Consider the following 18802-nt stretch of genomic DNA (forward strand, 5'->3'; position numbering starts at 1 on the left):
TGACCGCATGACGGAACCGAGCACGTTCGACTTCTGCCCCTGGCTGTTCTGGGACCACGCGACCGACGAGGACCGCCGCGCCCAGGAACGCCACCTGGAGGAACTGCGGGCGAGGGTCGACATCGACGCGGCGGGGAAGGTGTTCGTCTCGCCGCTGGCCGCCGTGTACGCCGGCAGCCTGCGCATGGGCGACCACTGCTACATCGCCGCCCACGCGTACGTCACCGACGACATCGTCATGGGCGACGACTGCACCATCAACCCGTACGCGGTGGTGCGGGGGAACGTCGTGCTCGGCGACGCCGTACGGGTCGGCGCGCACACGTCCCTGCTCGGCTTCAACCACTCCACCGCGCCGGACCGCCCGGTCTTCCGCCAGCCGATCACGTCGAAGGGCATCAGGATCGGCGACGATGTGTGGATCGGGTCGAACGTGGTGGTCCTCGACGGGGTGACGATCGGCGACCACGCCGTCGTCGGCGCGGGCGCGGTCGTCACCAAGGACGTCCCGGCCTGGGCCATGGTCGCGGGCAACCCGGCCCGCCCCATCCGCGACCGCCGCACTCCCTCCACCCCCGCCCCTTCCCGTCCCGCGCCGGACCTGGAGGAGCGGCTCGCCGCCTTCGCCGCCCGTGCCAGGGAGCAGGCGGCGGACGTGCTCGGCCGCTGCTGGACGGGGGAGCGGTACGTCGACCGCCCCGACGCCCCGCCGACCGTCCGCGCCTGGTGCGACGCGGTCGAGATCGCCGACCTGCTGCTGGACGGCCCGCCCCCGACCCCGGCGCGGGAGGAGATCGTCGCGTTCCTCCGCGACCGCCAGGACCCGGACACGGGCCTGGTGCCGGAGCTCGGCGCCGAGGGCACCCCGGAGCTGGAGGGCGTCACCGCCTACCACGTGCTCTGCGTCGGCTACGCGCTCGACCTGCTCGGCACCCGCTTCGAGCACCCCGTCCGAGCCGTCCACGACCTCACCTCGAAAGACCTGACCGCGGCACTCGACGCCCTCGACTGGGACCGCCAGGCCTGGACGTCGGGCTCGGTGGTGGACGCCATCGGCACCGGTCTCTACCGCAACCTCGCCGGCTTCGGCCTGCGCGGCGACCTCGAGACCCTGTACGGCTGGCTGCTCACCCGCTGCCGCCAGACCCACGGCATGTGGGGCGAACCGGACGCGGACGCGGGCTGGCTGATGGTGGTCAACGGCTTCTACCGGCTGACGAGGGGCACGTACGCGCAGTTCGGGCTGCCGCTGCCGTACCCGGAGCGGGCCGTCGACACCGTGCTCGCCCAGGCCGCCGACCCCCGCTACTTCGGCCCCGGCACCGGCAACGCCTGCAACGTGCTCGACGTCATCCACCCGCTGTGGCTGCTGGGCCGCCAGACCCGGCACCGCCGCGCGGAGGGCGAGGCGTGGGCGAGGGAGCACCTCGTACGGGCGCTGGGCGGCTGGCAGGACGGCGCGGGCCTCAGCTTCGCCCTGTCCCGGGGCAGCGGCGCGCAGCGCACCCCGGGCCTGCAGGGCACCGAGATGTGGCTGGCCATCATCTGGCTGCTGGCCGACCATCTCGGCGTCTCCGGCGCCCTCGGCTACCGCCCCCGGGGCATCCACCGCCCCGAACCGGCGATCCACCTTCCGGCCCGCTGACGTACGGGCGGATCAGGCGGTCCCGTGATCTCAACCAGGAACAGGCCCTAACGGCCGCACTGGGGGCACTGGATGTCGTGTCCGCCCGCTGCGAGTCCCTTGCCGTGGATGCCGTAGGGAACCAGGACCATCTGAAGCCGTCCGCAGGCGCACCGGCTCCAGACCACGATGCCCTCGCTGGTGGTGTGCTGGGAAACGATGGTGTTGGTGTTCATGACAGCAGGATGACCCTGGACGACCGTTGCCGTCTATTGCACGTTTTGCGGGTGGAGTGTGCAAAATGGTTTCATGATTGACCTGCGCAGGCTTCACATGCTCCGCGTGGTGCACCAGCAGGGCACGGTCACTGCGGCCGCTGAGGCCCTGCACCTCACCCCGTCGGCGGTCTCCCACCACATGCGCGAGCTCGCGCGCGAGCTCAAGATCCCGCTGCTGGAGCCGCAGGGTCGCGGGATTCGGCTGACCCCGGCCGGGCGGCTGCTCATCGACCACGCCGACGTGCTGCTGGCCCGCTGGGAGGAGGCGCAGGCGGAGCTGGAGTCCTACCGGGCGGGCATGACCGGGCCGCTGCGCATCGCGGGCTTCACCACCGCGATCAGCGGCCTGATCGCCCCCGCGGCCGGACGGCTGCGGCACAGCCATCCCGATCTCCTGGTACAGGTGCGCGAGTGCGACTCCGCGGAGAGCCTGGACCTGGTGGTGGCGGGCGAGGTGGATCTGGCCGTCGTGGAGCCCATCGAGGGCGGGCCGCCGCCGGACGACGCGCGGTTGGAGCAGAGCCCCCTGCTGGAGGAGCCGCACATCTTGCTGGTGCCCGCCGAACACCCGCTGGCGCGGGCGGAGTCGGTGCGGCTGGAGGACGCGGCGGCAGAGAACTGGATCGTCGCCGACCCGGGCACCTGCGACCACGCCCGGCGGGTGCGCGTGCTGTGCGCGGCCGCCGGGTTCTCACCGCGGATCGTGCACAGCGCCATCCACTGGCCGGCGATCTGGTCGCTGGTCGGGAACGGGCTGGGCGTCTCGCTGGTCCCGCGGCTGGCCGAGGGCCCGGCGGGCCAGGCGGCGGCCGTGGCGCGGGTGCCGGTGTCGAGCGAGAGCATGCCGACGCGGCGGATCCTCACCTGCGTGCGCCGGGGCAGCCGGCGGAACCCGCTCATCGACCTCGGGATACGGGCGCTGGAGGGGGTGGTGCGCGACCACCGATCCACCTTCCGGCCCGCTGACGTACGGGCGGATCAGGCGGGCGCGACGGCCCTGGTCACGGCTGCTCGGCCGGGTCGGCGGGGGCGAGGCGGGCGAGACGCTCCTTGATGCTCGCGACGTCGACGCCCCTTTCGTCGGTCTGGTCGGTGCCCAGTTCGGTCAGGATGGCGAGGGCCCGGGTCCAGTCGTGGCGGGCTCGGCCGGGCTGTCCGAGCGCGACATGAGCGTGAGCGAGGCCGTCGTGAGCGCGGGCCTGATCGCCGGGCTGGTCGAGGTCCGAGGCAAGTGCGAGTGCCTGGCCGTGGCTGACGAGGGCCTGGTCCGGCCGCCCGCAGTCGTGCTGCAGCCGGCCCAGGGAGTGGACGGCCTCGAACTGCCAGTTGCGGTTGCCGATCTCGCGGGCGAGGGCGAAGGCGTGCTGGTAGCAGTCACGGGCCTGCTGGTGCCGTCCGCCGGCCCGGTGCAGGTCGCCCAGCGCGGTGAGGCTGTCGAGCTCGCCGAGCCGGTGCTCGGTGTCGCGAGCCAGCTCCAGGGCCCGGGTGAAGCAGTCCGTGGCCGCCTCGTCCTCTCCCCGGGTGAGGTGGACGTGGCCGAGCCCGAGCAGCGTGCGCACCTCACCCGTGCGGTGCCCGATCGTCCGGGCGATGCCGAGAGCCTGCCGCAGATTGTCGAGGGCCTGCTCGTGCTGCCCCATCACCCGGTGGATGTGGCCGGAACCTATCAACGCGTCCAGCTCGCCGGTACGGTGCCCGATCGCGCGGCTGATGTCCAGCGCCCGCGTGAAGTGCTCGGCCGACTCCGCGTACCGTCCGCGGACCGCGTCGAGCATCCCCAGGGTGTTCAGGGCGCGCAGTTCGCCTGAGCGGTGTTCGATGCCGCGGGCGATGGCGAGGGCCTGGGTGGTGTCGTGCATGGCCAGGTCGTAGCGGTTGTTCTGCCGGTGGCGGATCTCGCCGAGGGCGAGGAGGGCTTCCATCTCGCCGGTGACGTTCGCGGTGGCGCGGGCGGTGGCCAGGGCGCGGGTGTGCAGGTCCTCGGCCTCGGTGTAGTGGCCGCGGGTGCGCAGGCAGCGGTGCAGGGTGGCGGACAGGTACTGGACGTGGTCGGGGAAGCCGTGCTCGGCGGCGTGCCGGGCGAGGTCCAGGAGGTTGGCCAGTTCGGCGTCCAGCCAGCTGATGGCCGCCTCGGCGTCGGGGATGTCGGCGGCACCGGCGGCGCCGGCGGGTGGGTGCGGGCGGGTGTCGGCTTCGTAGGGGTAGAGGTGGCCCACGGCGATGGAGGCGGCCTGACCGTAGTGGACGAGCAGGCGCGTGACGGCGGCCTGCTGCTCGGAGGCGGACTCCTCGACGGTGGCCAGGTGCGCGGAGTGGGCGCGGATGAGGTCGTGGAACCGGTAGCGGCCGGGCGTGGGCTCGTGCAGCAGATGGCTTTCCAGCAGGTGGTCGAGAAGGGTGGACGCGTGGGCGGCCGTGGTGTCCAGGAGCGCGGCGACCGCGTCGAGGGCGATGTCGGCGCCGGGATGCAGACCGAGCAGACGGTAGGCGCGCTGGTCCGCCGCGGGCAGTTCGCGGTAGGACAGGTCCAGCGCGGCAGTGACGCTGCGCTGGCCGGCGCGGAGTTCGGCGAGCGGGTGCCGGTGCTCGTCCAGCCGGCGCAGCAGGTGGGTGACGGTCCAGGCGGGATGCGCTTTGAGGCGGGCCGCGGCCAGGCGGATGGCCAGCGGGAGCAGCCCGCACCGGTGCACCACCTCGGCCAGGGCCTGCTCGGAGGCGCCGGCCAGGCGCTGTTCACCGGCGGTGCCTGCGAACAAGGACACGGCGTCGGCCGGTGGCAGCACGTCGACGGAGATCGTACGGGCGCCGTCCAGGCCGATCAGCCGCCGCCGGCTGGTGATGAGGACCAGACAGCCTCCCGCGCCGGGCATCAGGGGCCCCACCTGCGCTTCGTCGGCCGCGTTGTCCAGCACGATCAGCATCTGACGCCCGGCCAGCACGCTGCGGTACATCGCCGCCCGGTCGTCCAGGTGCGGCGGGATGGCCTCCCCGGGCACGCCCAGCAGGGTCAGCATGCGGGTGAGCGTGTCCGCCGGGTCGGCGGCGCTCTTGCCGCGGGTGTAGCCGTGCAGGTCGACGAAGAGATGCCCGTCGGGGAAGCGAGGCGCCAGCTGGTGGGCGGCGTGCACGGCCAGCGCCGTCTTGCCGACCCCGGCCATGCCGTCGATCGCCGTGATCACCACCGTGGCCGCCTGGCCGATCTCGTCCAGCACGGCCAGCTCCCGGGCCCGGCCGACGAACGCCGCCACGTCGGCGGGCAACTGCCGCGGCGCCGGATGCGCCGGGGCCGGCCCGCCGTCGCTCACGGCAGGACCACCCTCGCTCACGGCCTGGGCCAGCAGGGAACGCTCGGCGCCGTCCAGATGGAGCGCCTCGGCCAGCGACCGTAACGAGGCGCTGCGCGGCCGCTGCAGCTCCCCGGCCTCCAACCGGCGGATGGTACGCGCGTTCAACCCCGCCAGCGCCGCCAGCTGCTCCTGGGTCAGCAACGCCCGCTCACGCCAGCCGCGCAACAACCCGGCCAGCGACGATCCCTGCTCCGCCGCGTTACCTGCCGAGGTTCCTGACGACATGACGTCATCTCCCGTGCCCGCCCGAGTGAGGCTCAAAGACTAGCCACACAACCCCGGGGACCGCAGTAGACAGCCGGGCTGGAGTCCTGAGACCGCCCGTGCGACAGCCGGTCCTGGACCTGAGGACCGGCCGCGATGCGGGCACGGCCTCATGGCGATCGGCTGGTCGTCGCGATCGGTTGCGGCAGGGGCAGGGTGACGGCGGCGGCCAGGGCCTGGTGGCCTGCGGCGCTGGGGTGGAGGTGGTCGCCGCTGTCGTGGTGGGGCAGCAGGCGGGCGGGGGCGGCGGGGTCGCGGAGGGCGGCGTCGAAGTCGGCCAGGTCGTCGAACGCGTCCCCGTGCCGGATGAACGCGTTGATCTCCTGCCGCGCCCGTTCGCCTTCCGGGGTGTGGTACTCCGCGCCCGCGTACGGCGTGAGCGTGCCGCCGATCATGCGCACCCCGGCCGCGTGCGCGGTGGCGGCCATGCGGCGGTACGCGGCGATGAGGTCGCCGGCCCGCGCGCCCGCGCCGAGGTCGTTGAGCCCGGCGAGCAGGATCACGGCGGCGATGCCCGGCTTGGTCAGGACCTCGGCGGCCAGGCGCTTCTCGGCGGCGAGGCCGGTTCCGGCGGTCAGCACCTTGCCGCCGGAGACGCCCTCGTTGACGACCGCGAGCGGCCATCCCCTGTCGGCCAGGAGGTCCACCCAGCCCAGGCCGGTCTCCGAGCCCACGCCCACGGCGAGCGAGTCGCCGAGCACTGCCACCGCGGACACAGAGGCGGGAGCGGTGACGGTCAGCGCGTCCAGCCAGTGCCAGACCGCCGCCTCGTCGATGTACGCCGCCCCGCTCTCGTCGGAGGCGTGGTCACCCGGGACCGACCGGTAGGCGGGGGCGCCGCCAGGCTCCGGCGCGGCGCTGGACGGTGGGCGAGCCGGGGCGGTGGCGCGGTTGCGGCCGGTCAGGGTGCCTGCCTCGCCGCGGACGTACAGGCTGATGGCGAGGCGGCGGCGGGGGAGGACCGGGCCGGGGAGCGGGTCGCTGAGGGCCGTCGTTCCCGGCGGGAGCGTCACCTCGGGGCTCCCGGCGAAGGTGAGCATCCGGTTCGAGCCCGGCTCCAGCGCCGCCCCCGCCCGGGGTACGCCCGCGTAGACGTGGCCGAACGTCACCGGCCGGTTCCCGAACGCGTTGGTCAGCCGGACGCGCAGGCCGCTCCCGCCCACGGTGGTCCGCACGACGTTGCGCACGGTCAGGTCACGCAGGCCGCCGCCGAGCCGTTCCGCGGCGGCGGCCCACGTGGTCACCTCTCCCACGTCGAGGTGTACGTGTACCGTCCGGACCCGATCCGGCACACCACCGCCGACCCGGTGACCTCCAGGGGCTCGATCGGTGTGCCGGATTCGCGTACCGACGACGGGTCCGTGGTGGGCACGTGGACGGTGGCGTGCGCGCCCGGCGGTACCTGCACCTCCAGCGTCAACTCACCGCCGGAGATCTGCCACCGGCTCGCCAGCCGTCCCAGCGGCGTGTCGTACGAGGCCGACGCCCACGTCAGCCGCCCCCCGGGCAGCGGGCGGACGAGCGGGCGCCGGTAGCCGACGGACCCCTCCTCCTGGCCGAGACCCGCGACCCCGCCGTACAGCCACTCGCCCACCGAGCCGAGGGCGTAGTGGTTGAAGGAGTTCATGGCGACGGGCCCGAACCCGTTCTCCTCCGTCCACCCGTCCCACCGCTCCCAGATCGTGGTGGCCCCCCGCTTGATCGAGTAGCCCCACGACGGGTAGCGGTCGTCGTGCAGCAGGTCGTAGGCGAGGTCCTGGTGCCCGTACGCGGACAGGACGGGACCGAGCAGCCCGACCCCGGCGAACCCGGTGGTCAGGCGGCCGCCCCGGCGCTCCAGGTCGGCCACCAGGTGGCCGACGGCGGCGGGCACGAGCGGCTCGGGGACGAGGCCGTGCGCGAGCGCCAGCAGGTAGCCGGTCTGCGTGTCGCCCGTGATCCGCCCGTCCGCCGACACGAACGCCGCCGCGAAGGCCGCGCCGATCCGCTCGCGCAGCGCCGCGTACCGGTCCGCCACGTCCTGGAGGCCCAGCACGGCGGCGGCCTTCGCGGTCAGGCCGGCGCTGAGCGCGAAGTAGGCGGTGGCCATCACCTCGCGCGTGGTGGTCACGCCCGCCTGGAGCCAGTCCCCGTAGTGGCTGCCGACCTTGTTCCGCCAGATCAGGTCGGGGTTGTGGCGTTCGACGTGGTCCACCCAGCGCCGCATGCTCGGCAGGCTGTCGCGCAGCACCCGCTCGTCCCCGTACACCCGGTAGAGGTGCCAGGGCACGACGGTGGCCGCGTCGCCCCAGCCGGGCGCGCCGTGCCGCTCGGTCATGACGTGCGGCACCACGTCCGGCACCGCGCCGTCCGCGGTCTGCGCGCACCGCAGGTCGGCCAGCCAGTTCGTGAAGAACGCCGCCACGTCCGCGTTGTAGCAGGCGGTGGGCAGGAAGACCTGCGCGTCGGCGGTCCAGCCGAGCCGCTCGTCCCGCTGCGGGCAGTCGGTGGGCACGGAGACGAAGTTGTCGCGCTGGCTCCACCGGATGTTGCTCATCAGCCGGCGCACCATGTCGTCGGAGCAGGAGAACTCGCCCGCGACCGGTGTCGCCGAGTGCAGCGCCCGCCCCACGAGGTCGAAGTCGGAGTGCCCGGAGACCTCGACGTAGCGGAAGCCGTGCACGGTGAAGCGCGGCTCGAACGTCTCCACCGGCTCCCCGGCGGCCACGTAGTGGTCGGTGGCCTCGGCCGAGCGCAGGTTGTCGGTGTACAGGCCGCCGCCGTCGTCGAGCGCCTCGCCGTGGCGCAGCGTGACGCGGGTGCCCGCCGGCGCGCCGCGCAGCACCAGGCGGACCCGGCCGGCGATGTTCTGCCCCAGGTCGACGATGGTATGGCCGCCGCTCGCCGGCTGGACGCCGACCGGCACCAGGTCCTCGGTCACCTGTACGGGCTCCGCCACCGTGGGCACGAGGACGTCGTGCGAGGTGTCCACGATCCGCGCCGGCGCCCAGGAGGAGTCGTCGAAGCCGGGCCGGTCCCAGCCGGGCCGCTCCAGGCGGGCGTCGTACCACTCGCCCATGAGCAGGTCGGCGTATCGGATGGGCCCGGTGCTCTCCCGCCAGCTCCCGTCGGTGCCGACGACCGTGCGGGAGCCGTCCTCGTGCTCGGCCACGATCTGGACCAGCAGCTCCGGCCGCTTCCCGTAGTGCTGCGCCTGCCGCCGCGAGTCCCAGCCGAGGCTGCCCGACCACCAGCCGTCCGCCAGGATCGCGCCCACGCAGAGGGGGCCGCCGTCCCCGGCCAGGTCCGTGACGTCGTACACCTGGTACGGCACCCGCTCCCGGTAGTCCGTCCACCCCGGCGTCAGCTCGTCGTCGCCCACTCGTGAGCCGTTGACGCGCAGCTCGTACAGGCCGCGCGCGCTCGCCACGACCCGCACGGCGGTCGCCGGGGGCAGGTCGAGCTCGCGCCGGAAGTAGCGGGGCGCGGGCAGGTGCGCGGTGCGGGCGCTGCGCGGCTCGCGGTCGTCGGTGGGCGGCTCGAACGGCGGCTCGGTCTCGGGGTCGTGGCCGATCCAGGCCGCCCGCCATTCGTCGGCGTGCAGCACCCCGGTGTCGAACCACGACGTGGCCGATCCGCCGCCCCGCACGTCGATCTGCCAGGTGTAGCGGGTGAGCGACTGCAGCGGCGCGCCCCCGTAGTCGGCGCCGTAGCCGGCGCTGACGTCCTGGCCCTCGACCCAGCCGCTGTCCCAGGCCGGGCCGCCGCGCGCGTGCACCCGGATCCGGTACGCGTCCTGCGCGGCGCCGCGCCGGTCGGAGGCGAGCCGCCAGCTCAGCCTGGGCACGGTCGCGCCGACGCCGAGAGGGGTGGCGCGGTGCTCGCAGCGCAGGTCGTACGGCGTCAGCGTGTCGCCGGAGGGCGGCTCCGCGAGGTTCCAGCTCACCACGTCCACTCCTTCGCGGGCCTGGCCAGGGTGTAGTCGCGCCGGGGCGCGGTCGGGTGGACCTTGCGCCCGCCGTACATCGGCCGTGCCGTCCCCTCGGGGCTGATCCCGATCACGTCGTCACCGCGCCATCTCACCTCGTACTCGCGGCCCGCCGCTTCCTCGGTGCTCGTCCTCTCCGGCACGGGGAAGGTGACGGTGACGCGCTCGCCCTTGCGTGGCGCGGGGATCGACAGGTAGCCGTCGGGCGCCCACACGCCGGTCCGGGTGCCGTCGAGGTCGCCGCTCTCGCGGGAGACGCGGACCTTGGCGTACCCGGCCCAGCCGGGCACCCGCATCCGCAGCTCCGGCAGGTCCTCGTGCACGTCGAGGTCCACGCGGCCCTCGTGGGGGAGGTGGCTGAGCACGGTGACCTGGCGGGTGGCCCGGGTCAGCAGCAGGTTGACCCGGGTCACCCGGTCGTCGGCGGTGACGATCGAGTTCCAGCCCCAGAACAGGCCGCGCACGCCGGAGCCGACACAGCACGCCTGCACGTCGGCGGTGTGGCCGCGACCCAGCTCGACGTCGCACACGTAGTCGTTGGGCGCGCCGTATCCGGCGAACGCGCCGAGCACGCGCTCGCCCACCCGTACGTGCGTGCTCCAGCCCGGCTCGTCGCCCGAGGCGTCGGGTGCGGACTCGACCCAGCTCAGGTCCGTGAGCTGCGACTCGACGAGGTGGTTGCGCAGGAAGCGCTCCACCACGCCCCAGTACGCGGTGTGCCCCGACCCGGCCAGCGTCGCGCCGGTGCCGATCAGGTCGACCAGGGAGCAGCTCTCGTGCTCGTAGCGCTGGTCGGCCAGGTCGCCGGGGGTCCAGCCGAACGCCGTGGCCTGGCCCAGCGCCCAGTCGTAGCTCCGGCGCACGAACGCGGTCAGCTCGTGGTCGCCGGTGTGGCGGGCGTAGCGGGCCAGGCCCTCCAGCGTGCCGAGCCGGGTGTGGAAGTGGCCGCTGCGGTAGGCGCGGGCCGGGTTGAAGCCGCCGTCCTCGTTGAAGACCCCGCTCTTCTCGACGATCAGCCGCGCGAACCACCCGCACAGCTCCAGCGCGTCCTCGTTGCCGGTGGCCTGGTGATAGCGGAGCAGCGGCATGATGAGCCGCCCGCTGAACGAGGCCGGGTCGGGCGCGAGGTGCAGCGCGATCGCGTTCGGGGACGGCCAGCCGTCCGGGGTGTACTCGGAGGCGGGGTAGAACCACACGTCCCGCTCCTTGATCGCGATCCGCTTGAGCGCGGCCACGTGCCGGTCGGCCAGCCTCCTCGCCTCGGGGTCGCCGTCGGAGACGTACCACGTCGTGAGCGACAGGAGCACGGCCCGCTGGTCGATGAGGTTGGCGTTCGGAGGCCAGCCCACCTCGGGGCGGGCCAGCCGGTAGCTCATCCCGTCGTCGCCGAAGAAGCCGATCAGCCGCCGCCTGAACCCCTCCTCGACCTCCCGCCACGCGTCCTTGCCGGTCATCTGCCTGGCGAGCAGGCAGGCGTCGAGGAGCCGTCCGTGGCTGGAGCCGTAGTCCCAGTCGCCGTGCCGCAGCACGGCGGGGCGGGCCAGCAGGTCGGCACTGAAGTACGGGATGCCGCCCATGTCCTGGTCCGGCAGCCCGGCCACCGCGTTCATCGCCAGCTCGGCCCGTTCTTCCAGCAACACCGTGTCGGGGATCTCAGGCATGGCCACCCTTTGACATAAATATTCACCTTTGCATAGATGTCCTCCTCAGCGTGCGTTGTCCCCCTCGCCGCGTCAAGGGAGCATATATATTCATCTATTGTTGGATATGTGAAGCTGCGGCAGGATGGATGGTATGAGTGATGATCGGATGTCTTCGGTCGTACGGCCCCGGCCAGGCGCGGCCGTCACGCTGAGCCCCGGGGCCGGCGGGCGGATCGGCGGCGGGTTCTGGGCCGCGCGGCAGCGGGTGAACCGCGAGGTCACGATCCCGCTGGGCGGCCGCCGGGTGCGGGAGTCCGGTGCGTTCGACAACCTCAGGCTGACGGGCGAGCACCGCGGCAAGGTGTTCGCCGACTCCGACGTCTACAAGTGGCTGGAGGCGCTCGCCTGGGAGCGCGGCCGGGCCGAGAGCGACGACCTGGCGGGGCCGTACAAGGAGGCCGCCGAGCTCGTCGCCGCCGCGCAGTGCCCCGACGGCTACCTGCACACCCACACCCAGCTCACCGGCCGCGCCCGCTACTCCGACCTGGCCTCCAGTCACGAGCTCTACTGCGCGGGCCACCTCATGCAGGCCGCCGTCGCGGGCAGCCGCGCCGTCGGCGACCGTACGCTGCTCGGCGTCGCCACCCGCTTCGCCGACCACCTCGTCAAGGACCTGCCGAAGGACGCCCTCGACGGGCATCCGGAGGTCGAGACGGGCCTGGTGGAGCTGTACCGGGAGACCGGCACCCGCTCCTACCTCGACCTGGCCGCCCGCATGATCACCGGCCGCGGCCACGAGCGCCTGCCGCTCAAGGGCCACCACGGGCCCGGCATCCGCCAGGACCGCGTGCCGCTGCGGGAGGCCGACGCGGTCGAAGGGCACGCCGTGCGCGCCATGTACCTCGCCGCCGGAGCCGCCGACGTCGCCGCCGAGACCGCCGACCAGGCACTGATGGAGGCGCTGGAACGGCAGTGGCTCGACATGGTGGCGACCAGGACGTACCTGACCGGGGGGCTCGGCTCCGTCTGGTACGGCGAGCAGTTCGGCGGCCCCCACGAACTGGCCCCCGAGACCGCCTACTGCGAGACCTGCGCCGCCGTCGGCAGCGTCCAGTGGGCCTGGCGCATGCTGCTCGCCACCGGGGCCGCCCGCTACGCCGACCTGATGGAGCGCACCCTCCACAACGCGGTCCTGCCCGGGATCTCGCTCGACGGCGACCGCTTCTTCTACGTCAACGCGCTGCGGGTGCGCGCCGGAGCCAACCCCGACGACCGGCGCGCCGCCGCCCGGGGCCGCCAGGACTGGTACGGCACCGCCTGCTGCCCGCCCAACGTCATGCGCCTGCTCTCCTCGCTCGACCACTACCTGGCCACCCATGACGACCAGGGCGTCCAGCTCCACCTGTACGCGTCCGGCACGATCCGGGCGGGCGAGGCGCTGCTGGAGGTCGAGACCGACTACCCGTGGGACGGACGAGTGGAGATCACCGTCCGGGAGGCGCCTTCGCGCCCATGGACGCTGTCGGTCCGGATCCCGGCCTGGGCCGACGGCGCGGGCGTGAGCTTGCAAGGGGGTGCGGGCCTGCGGGCGGACCCTGACGCCGTGCCGGCCGACGGAGCCGCCGTCCCGGGCGCCTACCACCGCATTCGGCGCACCTGGCGGGCCGGCGACCGGATCATCCTCGACCTCGGTGTGCGCCCCCGCCTCACGGCCGCCGTCCCCCGGCTGGACGTGGCCCGCGGCCAGGTCGCCGTCGAGCGCGGCCCCCTCGTCTACTGCCTGGAGCAGGCCGACCACCCCGGCGTCATCGTCGACGACCTGTGCGTGGCGGGGGCGGACCTGCGTGACGGGACGGCGGTTCCCGGACTGCCCGCCGAGGTGGTGCCGGTCACCGCGCGCGGCCGGGCCCACGTGCACCGGGAGGAGGACGGCGGCTTCCCCTACCGCACCGCCGCCGCTCCCCGGGAGTGGGAGCACGGGGGCCCGGTCGATCTCACGTTCGTGCCGTACTACGCGTGGGCCAACCGCCAGGTCGGCCCGATGACCGTCTGGGTGCCCATGCACTGACCCGTGATCTCCGGGCGCGCGCGGCCAGACCCACGGCCGTCGCCGCGCGCGGTTCATGCGCCGGCCGTACACCGTCCTGGTGTTCGTGTACCGGATGGTCGCGGGCTCGCCGGAGTTCGCCGTCTTCCGGCGCGCCGACGACGGGAACCGGCAGAGCGTGAGCGACGGCGTGGAAGAGGGCGAGGACCTCGTCACCGCGGCGCGGCGCGAGACCGAGGAGGAGACCGGCCTGCGCGACCTGGGCCCGTTGGTGTCCGGCGCCGATGAGACGGTCGTGTCAGGTTCCGTGCCCGGCCGGGCACGCCGCCATGCCGGTGTCCGCGTCCCCGGACGTGGTGCCGGTGCGATGGACGAGGACCACGGCCGCCAGGGCGACGGTCAGGCCGAGAACGCTCTGCGGGCCGAACGGTTCGCCGAACATGAGCGCTCCCCAGACCGCCGTGACCGGGGCCATGAGGAACATGAGCGTGTTGACCTTGGTGACCCCGCTACGCCGCAGGATGAGCCAGTACAGCCCGTACCCCCCGAAGGTCGGCAAGGCCACGAGCCAGATGATCGCGACCCAGAACGAGGTCGCGGTGGGCGGCGTGGCGGCCCCCGCCGTCATGGCCAGCGCGGTGAAGACGATGGCGCTGGTGGCGCAGTGGACGGTCATGGACACCGCGGGCGCGGGCCGCACGCGAGAGCGCCCTTCGAGGAACGTCGCCGCCACCAGCGACAGCATGCCGAGGAACGGGATGAGGTAGGCCCACCAGGCCGCTCCGGTGCCCGCCGCGGCATCGGCCGTGGTGACGAGGGCGGCACCGCCCACCCCCAGGCACAGGCCGGACCACTGCCTGCGCGAGACGTGCTGGTGCAGCACCGGCCCGGCCAGTGCTCCGGCGACGAGAGGCTGGACGCCGTCGATCAGGGCCGTGGTGCCGCTGGAGACCCCGAGCTCGATCGCGTAGTAGACGGTGAGGAGATAGCCGCTCTGCGACAGCACGCCGATCGCGGCCTGCCGCGCCACGTCCCGCAGCGCGACGCCCCGCCATGCCGCTCGGGACAGGCCGGCGGCGATGATCAGGGCGACGGCCAGCGGCAGGAAGCGCCACATCAGGACCGTGACCGCGGCCGCACTGCCCGCGCCCAGTTTGGCGCCGATGAAGCCGGAGCTCCAGCAGAGCACGAAGGCGATCGAGAGCAGGAGATTCACGGCCCATCCTTCGCTATACAGATCGGTATACTCGCCCGCTCACTATACAGATCGGTATACTTTCCGCCATGGGCACCACCGAGGGGCTGCGGCGGATCACGATGACACCTGCCGCTCGACGCGTCCTGGAGGCCGCCGGGAGGCTCTTCTACGAGCGTGGGATCCACGTCGTCGGCGTGGACCTGATCGCCGCCGAGGCCAGGGTGACGAAGAAGACCATCTACGACCGGTACGGCGGCAAGGAGCAGATCGTCGTGGAGTATCTCGCGGACCGCGACGAGCGCTGGCGGGCCTTTCTCGCCCGCTACGTGGACGCCGCGCCGCCGGCGTCGGCGGCGCGCATCCTGGCCGTCTTCGACGCCTCGCGCGCCTGGTCGGCGGCCTACGGCCCCAAGGGATGCAGCATGGTCAACGCGCACGCCGAGATCAGCGACCCGGCCCACCCGGCGTACCCGATCATCACCGGGCAGAAGCAGTGGATGCTCGCCCTGTTCACCCGTCTCGCCGGGGACGTCACCTCTGAGGGGGCCGGCGATCTGGGCCGGACACTCATGCTGCTCCACGAAGGGGCACTCGTCGCCCAGGGCCTGGGCGTCTTCGCCGATCCCATCGGCCAGGCCCGCCGGGACGCGGAGACCCTCCTCGCCGCCGCCGGCGCCTATCCCTGATTTCGGTCTAAAGTGAGAGATTTCATGACACAACACTCTGGTTCGACGTCTGACGAGCTGCCGACCGGTGGCGAGCGATCGGGTGTACGCATCCGCCGCGGTTCCGAGCGTGACGCGGAGGCCGTGCTCGCGCTCATCGACAGCGCTATCGCGTGGTTCGTCTCCATCGGAAACGTGCGGCAGTGGGGGACCGAGCCCTGGTCGGCTCATCCCGAGAGACGGGCGCGGATCACCGCCATGTGCGCCGAGCCGGGATCCTGGGTGGCGGAGGACGAGGACGGCCAGGTGCTCGGATCGCTCGTCGTCGGCGACGCGCACGATTACGTCCCGCCGATGGACGACGAGCTCTACGTCCGTCTCCTCGTGGCTGACCGATCCCCGCGCGCACGAGGTGTGGGACGCAGGCTCCTGGCCTTCGCCGACGAGCAGGCCCGCGGGCTCGGACGCGCCCGGCTCCGGGTCGACTGCTACGGGGGCGGCAGCGGCAAGCTGGTGAAGTTCTACGAGTCGTGCGGCTATCGCAGGACCGAGACGTTCTCGGTGGGCGAATGGCCGGGTCAACTGCTCGTCAGGGAGCTGACCGAGGGGCCCGCGTCTTCGGCATGATCGTGGCCAGGTCGTCCAGCGCGTTCGGGCGCACCACGTAGCGCGTGATCCCCCAGCGCCTTTCGTGGTCCTTCACGGCCGAAACGATCTCTTCCTCCGTGCCGACGAGCACGAAAGGCGCGGCCAGCACCTCCGCCTCGGTCATCTCGAGGTGCCGGGCGAGCTCCGCGACCGCGCGGCCGGCGTCGTCGGTGATCTCGAAGCGCTGGACGAGGGCTTCGAGGGAGGGAGGTGCCGCCCGCCCGGCGGCTCCTTCGGTGACGCTGTCCAGCTGTGCGCGCATCTCATGGGGGCGCCAGCGCACCGCGTGGTCGTGCCCGTCGCCGAGGGTCCGCCCGAAACCGGTGAGGCTGACCGTGTCGGCATGCGCGCCGGCCCAGCGCAGGAGGCGGGCGTTGCTCCCGCCGATGGTCAACGGAATCCTGGCCTGCACCGGTCTCGGCCTGTCCAGCCGGGCGGAGCGGGCCACCAGGTCCGGCGTGGCGACGTCGACCTCCTCGCCCTCCAGCAACGCCAGCACCGCCTCGGCGACGGCCACACACCGCCTGACCCTGTCGCCGGGGGCCGGGCGGGTGCGCCCGATCGCTTCCCACTCGGCGGGAGTGTGGCCGGCGCCCAGCCCGAAGCGGGCCCGGCCGCCGGAGAGCACGTCCAGGGTGGCGAGGTCCGAGGCGAGGTGGATCGGCTCACGGATGCCCGCGTTGGAGACGTACGAGCCAAGGCCGATCACCGAGGTGACCGACGCGGCCGCGGCGAGCGCGACGAACGGGGAGGCCGCGACGCCCGGATGGTCGGGGACGAGCAACGCGTCGAGGCCGATGTCCTCGCACCGCCGCGCGAGGCCCGTCCAGGACCCGACGTCGGCCACGTCTGCTTGCAGGGAGAAAGTCACCATCGACGTACCATGCCCCTTCGGAGCGGCTCAGCAGGCATCTTTCCGCTGTCGGCGGACCGGCGGCGGAGCGGTCGCGCCGCCGCCGGGCCGGATCCCCCTACTCCGGGGGCAGCGGCCAGGTGCCCGGCATGGAGATGTGCTCGTGCGTGATCGACCACCTGCCGCCCGACCGCCGGCAACACACGGTCGAGCGCAGCCATACCGCGCCCTGGACCCCGTTGTTGCGCGTTCCGCTGTCCACATGGAGCATGTGCGCGAACGCGACGTCCCCGCTCACCGCGATGCCGAGCTCGTGGGTTTCGAGGCCGATCTGGCCTTCGTACTCGTCGAACCACCGCGTGAAGTTGCGGCGGACCTCCGCGGACCCCACGAACCGGAGGGGCGGCACGACATCGAAATAGGCGATGTCCGGCGAATACAGTGACATGAGCTGGTCGATGTCCTTTCTCCTGCAGGCATCGACCCGGGCGTCCAGCAGTGCTCTGACTTCAGATTCGTACGACGTCATGGAATCCTCCTCGCCGGTCAGGCGGCGCGGCCGATCTTGAGTGCGGCGGCGGTGTCCACGGCCCGGCGGGCCTGGTAACGGACCGCTTCCAGGGCCACCTCGCCGGGCGGGCCGTCGCCGGCCACGTGGGAGGCGCCGTAAGGATTGCCCGACTTGAACTGGACGGGGTCGGTGTAGCCGGGCGGCACGACGATGCCACCCCAGTGGTAGAACGTGTTCGCCAGCGCCAAAATGGTCGACTCCTGCCCGCCGTGCGCGGTGTTGCTGGCGGTGAAGGCGGTGTACACCTTGTCGCTGAGCCTGCCCTGGAACCACAGAGGGCCGCTGGTGTCGATGAACGCCCTGAGCTGGCTGGCCGGGTTGCCGAAGCGGGTGGGGGTGCCGAACAGCACCACGTCGGCCCAGTCCAGGTCGTCGAGGGCGGCCTCGGCGACGTCCGCGGCGTCCTCGAGGTGCCGGCCCCAGGCCGGGTTGGCGGCGATCGCCTCCGGCGGGGCCGTCTCGGCGATCCTGCGCAGCCGCACCTCGGCGCCGGCCTTCTCCGCACCCTCGGCGGCGGCCCGCGCCAGGGCGTGCACGGTGCCGGTGGCGCTGTAGTAGATGATCGCGGTCTTCACGGGATCCACGGTCGGTCTCCTTCCTCAACGGGGTCTACCGGTACGACAAGGCAGCCCTCCGGAATGTCAGGCGGGGCTCTCACCTCACAGTTCGCCGGGCTGTCTTGTCGTAACTGGTGAGGGCATACGCGACCGAGGGAATCGACGAACCATGACCACTCCATCCGAGCCGGACCACGGCGCGGGTCCCGATACGAGCCTGGGCGCGATCATGCGCGAGCGGCGCCAGCTGATCAATCTCGCCTACCGGCTCCTCGGTTCACTGGCCGAGGCCGAGGACGCCGTCCAGGAGACCTACGCCCGCTGGTACGCCATGTCCCGGCAGGAACAGGAGGCCATCGAGTCTCCCGCCGCCTGGCTGACGAGGGTCGCCGGCCGCATCTGTCTCAACCTGCTCGGCTCGGCGCGGGTGCGGCGTGAGAACTACGTGGGCGCGTGGATCCCGGAGCCGCTGCCCGAGCCCTCGGAGTGGATCGGCGGCCGCCCGGGCGGCACCACCGCCGACCCGGCCGACCGCGTCACCCTCGACGAGTCCGTCAACATGGCCTTCCTCGTCGTGCTCGAAGCGATGACCCCGGCCGAGCGCGTCGCGTTCGTCCTGCACGACGTCTTCCAGTACACCTTCGCCGAGGTGTCCGAGGTCGTCGGACGGACACCGGCGGCCTGCCGCCAGCTGGCCTCCTCGGCCCGCCGCCGCATACGCGAATCGCGGCCGTCAGCGGCTCCGACAGCCCAGCAGGCCGGCCTCGTCAGGGACTTCGCGCAGGCATGGGAGGCCAAGGACATCGACGCCCTCATCGGCCTGCTCGACCCCGGCGTCGTGGCGACCGGTGACGGCGGCGGGCTCGCCAGCGCGACACCCCAGCCGATCGAAGGCGCCGCGCAGGTCGCGCGCTTCTTCGCCCATCAGGCCGCGATCCCCGATGTGACCCTCCTGGAGCGTACGGTCAACGGCCAGCCCGGCCTGGTGGCGCAGCAGCACGGCGTCACCGTGTCGGTGATGGCGTTCGAGACCGCCGGGGGCCGGATCACGCGCATCTGGGCGGTGCGGAACCCCGACAAGCTCCGCCCCTGGACGGCCGGTTGACGCCGGTTTGGGTGAGGCAGTGAAGCCCGACGGCG

At 73.0% G+C, this 18802-nt stretch carries 15 protein-coding genes and 1 pseudogene; 7 read left to right on the forward strand and 9 right to left on the reverse strand.

Annotated elements, in window-relative coordinates; genetic code table 11:
• Positions 1 to 7: 7 nt before the first annotated feature.
• Entirely contained in the window at positions 8 to 1645 is a 1638-nt protein-coding gene (locus tag FH608_RS54145) for an acyltransferase (protein ID WP_139630302.1), read from the forward strand.
• A gap of 47 nt (positions 1646 to 1692) precedes the next feature.
• On the opposite strand, the gene FH608_RS51385 is transcribed toward FH608_RS54145, so the two are convergent.
• On the reverse strand, positions 1693 to 1860 hold the full coding sequence (locus tag FH608_RS51385) for a hypothetical protein (RefSeq protein ID WP_193318346.1): 168 nt from the start codon (positions 1858 to 1860) through the stop codon (positions 1693 to 1695).
• A gap of 73 nt (positions 1861 to 1933) precedes the next feature.
• Here FH608_RS51385 and FH608_RS10960 point away from each other — a divergent pair, with 73 nt between their 5' ends.
• Positions 1934 to 2956, forward strand: a complete 1023-nt coding sequence (locus FH608_RS10960) for a LysR family transcriptional regulator (protein WP_226899277.1) — start codon at positions 1934 to 1936, stop codon at positions 2954 to 2956.
• On the opposite strand, the gene FH608_RS10965 is transcribed toward FH608_RS10960, so the two are convergent.
• From FH608_RS10965 to FH608_RS10980, 4 genes are all read right to left on the reverse strand, one after another.
• Entirely contained in the window at positions 2904 to 5474 is a 2571-nt protein-coding gene (locus tag FH608_RS10965) for an ATP-binding protein (RefSeq protein ID WP_139630303.1), read from the reverse strand. The two genes, FH608_RS10960 and FH608_RS10965, sit on opposite strands and share 53 nt — an antisense overlap.
• A 149-nt stretch (positions 5475 to 5623) precedes the next feature.
• Positions 5624 to 6757: a GDSL-type esterase/lipase family protein gene (locus FH608_RS10970; RefSeq protein WP_139630304.1), complete on the reverse strand. Its 1134-nt coding sequence runs from the start codon at positions 6755 to 6757 to the stop codon at positions 5624 to 5626.
• Positions 6754 to 9438, reverse strand: a complete 2685-nt coding sequence (locus FH608_RS10975) for an alpha-L-rhamnosidase (protein ID WP_139630305.1) — start codon at positions 9436 to 9438, stop codon at positions 6754 to 6756. The genes FH608_RS10970 and FH608_RS10975 overlap by 4 nt, the downstream gene beginning before the upstream one ends.
• A complete protein-coding gene (locus FH608_RS10980) occupies positions 9435 to 11141 on the reverse strand; it encodes a glycoside hydrolase family protein (protein ID WP_226899278.1) in 1707 nt (568 codons plus the stop codon). Before FH608_RS10980 ends, FH608_RS10975 begins: the two co-directional genes overlap by 4 nt.
• A gap of 133 nt (positions 11142 to 11274) precedes the next feature.
• On the opposite strand from FH608_RS10980, the gene FH608_RS10985 reads away from it, so the two are divergent.
• Both FH608_RS10985 and FH608_RS54320 read left to right on the forward strand, forming a co-directional pair.
• Positions 11275 to 13191 (forward strand): glycoside hydrolase family 127 protein, encoded by a 1917-nt coding sequence (locus FH608_RS10985; RefSeq protein WP_226899279.1) that lies wholly within the window; start codon positions 11275 to 11277, stop codon positions 13189 to 13191.
• Positions 13192 to 13246: 55 nt separating this feature from the next.
• Positions 13247 to 13417, forward strand: a pseudogene (locus tag FH608_RS54320) (NUDIX domain-containing protein); the annotation flags it as partial.
• A gap of 51 nt (positions 13418 to 13468) precedes the next feature.
• Here the strand turns inward: FH608_RS54320 and FH608_RS10995 are convergent.
• A complete protein-coding gene (locus tag FH608_RS10995) occupies positions 13469 to 14386 on the reverse strand; it encodes a DMT family transporter (RefSeq protein WP_139630307.1) in 918 nt (305 codons plus the stop codon).
• Positions 14387 to 14454: 68 nt separating this feature from the next.
• Between FH608_RS10995 and FH608_RS11000 the strand changes: the two genes are divergently transcribed.
• Both FH608_RS11000 and FH608_RS11005 read left to right on the forward strand, forming a co-directional pair.
• Entirely contained in the window at positions 14455 to 15054 is a 600-nt protein-coding gene (locus FH608_RS11000; RefSeq protein ID WP_139630308.1) for a TetR/AcrR family transcriptional regulator, read from the forward strand.
• Between the two features lie 24 nt (positions 15055 to 15078).
• Complete coding sequence (locus tag FH608_RS11005) at positions 15079 to 15660, forward strand: GNAT family N-acetyltransferase (RefSeq protein ID WP_139630309.1); 582 nt, start codon at positions 15079 to 15081, stop codon at positions 15658 to 15660.
• Here FH608_RS11005 and FH608_RS11010 read toward each other — a convergent pair.
• From FH608_RS11010 to wrbA, 3 genes are all read right to left on the reverse strand, one after another.
• Complete coding sequence (locus tag FH608_RS11010) at positions 15623 to 16555, reverse strand: LLM class flavin-dependent oxidoreductase (RefSeq protein ID WP_139630310.1); 933 nt, start codon at positions 16553 to 16555, stop codon at positions 15623 to 15625. The two genes, FH608_RS11005 and FH608_RS11010, sit on opposite strands and share 38 nt — an antisense overlap.
• 97 nt (positions 16556 to 16652) lie before the next feature.
• A complete protein-coding gene (locus FH608_RS11015) occupies positions 16653 to 17063 on the reverse strand; it encodes a YybH family protein (protein WP_139630311.1) in 411 nt (136 codons plus the stop codon).
• A 17-nt stretch (positions 17064 to 17080) separates the two neighbouring features.
• On the reverse strand, positions 17081 to 17689 hold the full coding sequence (gene wrbA / locus FH608_RS11020) for an NAD(P)H:quinone oxidoreductase (protein ID WP_139630312.1): 609 nt from the start codon (positions 17687 to 17689) through the stop codon (positions 17081 to 17083).
• 142 nt (positions 17690 to 17831) lie between these two features.
• On the opposite strand from wrbA, the gene sigJ reads away from it, so the two are divergent.
• Positions 17832 to 18767 (forward strand): RNA polymerase sigma factor SigJ, encoded by a 936-nt coding sequence (gene sigJ / locus FH608_RS11025; protein WP_139630313.1) that lies wholly within the window; start codon positions 17832 to 17834, stop codon positions 18765 to 18767.
• The last annotated feature ends 35 nt before the right edge of the window (positions 18768 to 18802 follow it).

Source organism: Nonomuraea phyllanthi (assembly GCF_006334985.2).
GTDB classification, from domain to species: domain Bacteria; phylum Actinomycetota; class Actinomycetes; order Streptosporangiales; family Streptosporangiaceae; genus Nonomuraea; species Nonomuraea phyllanthi.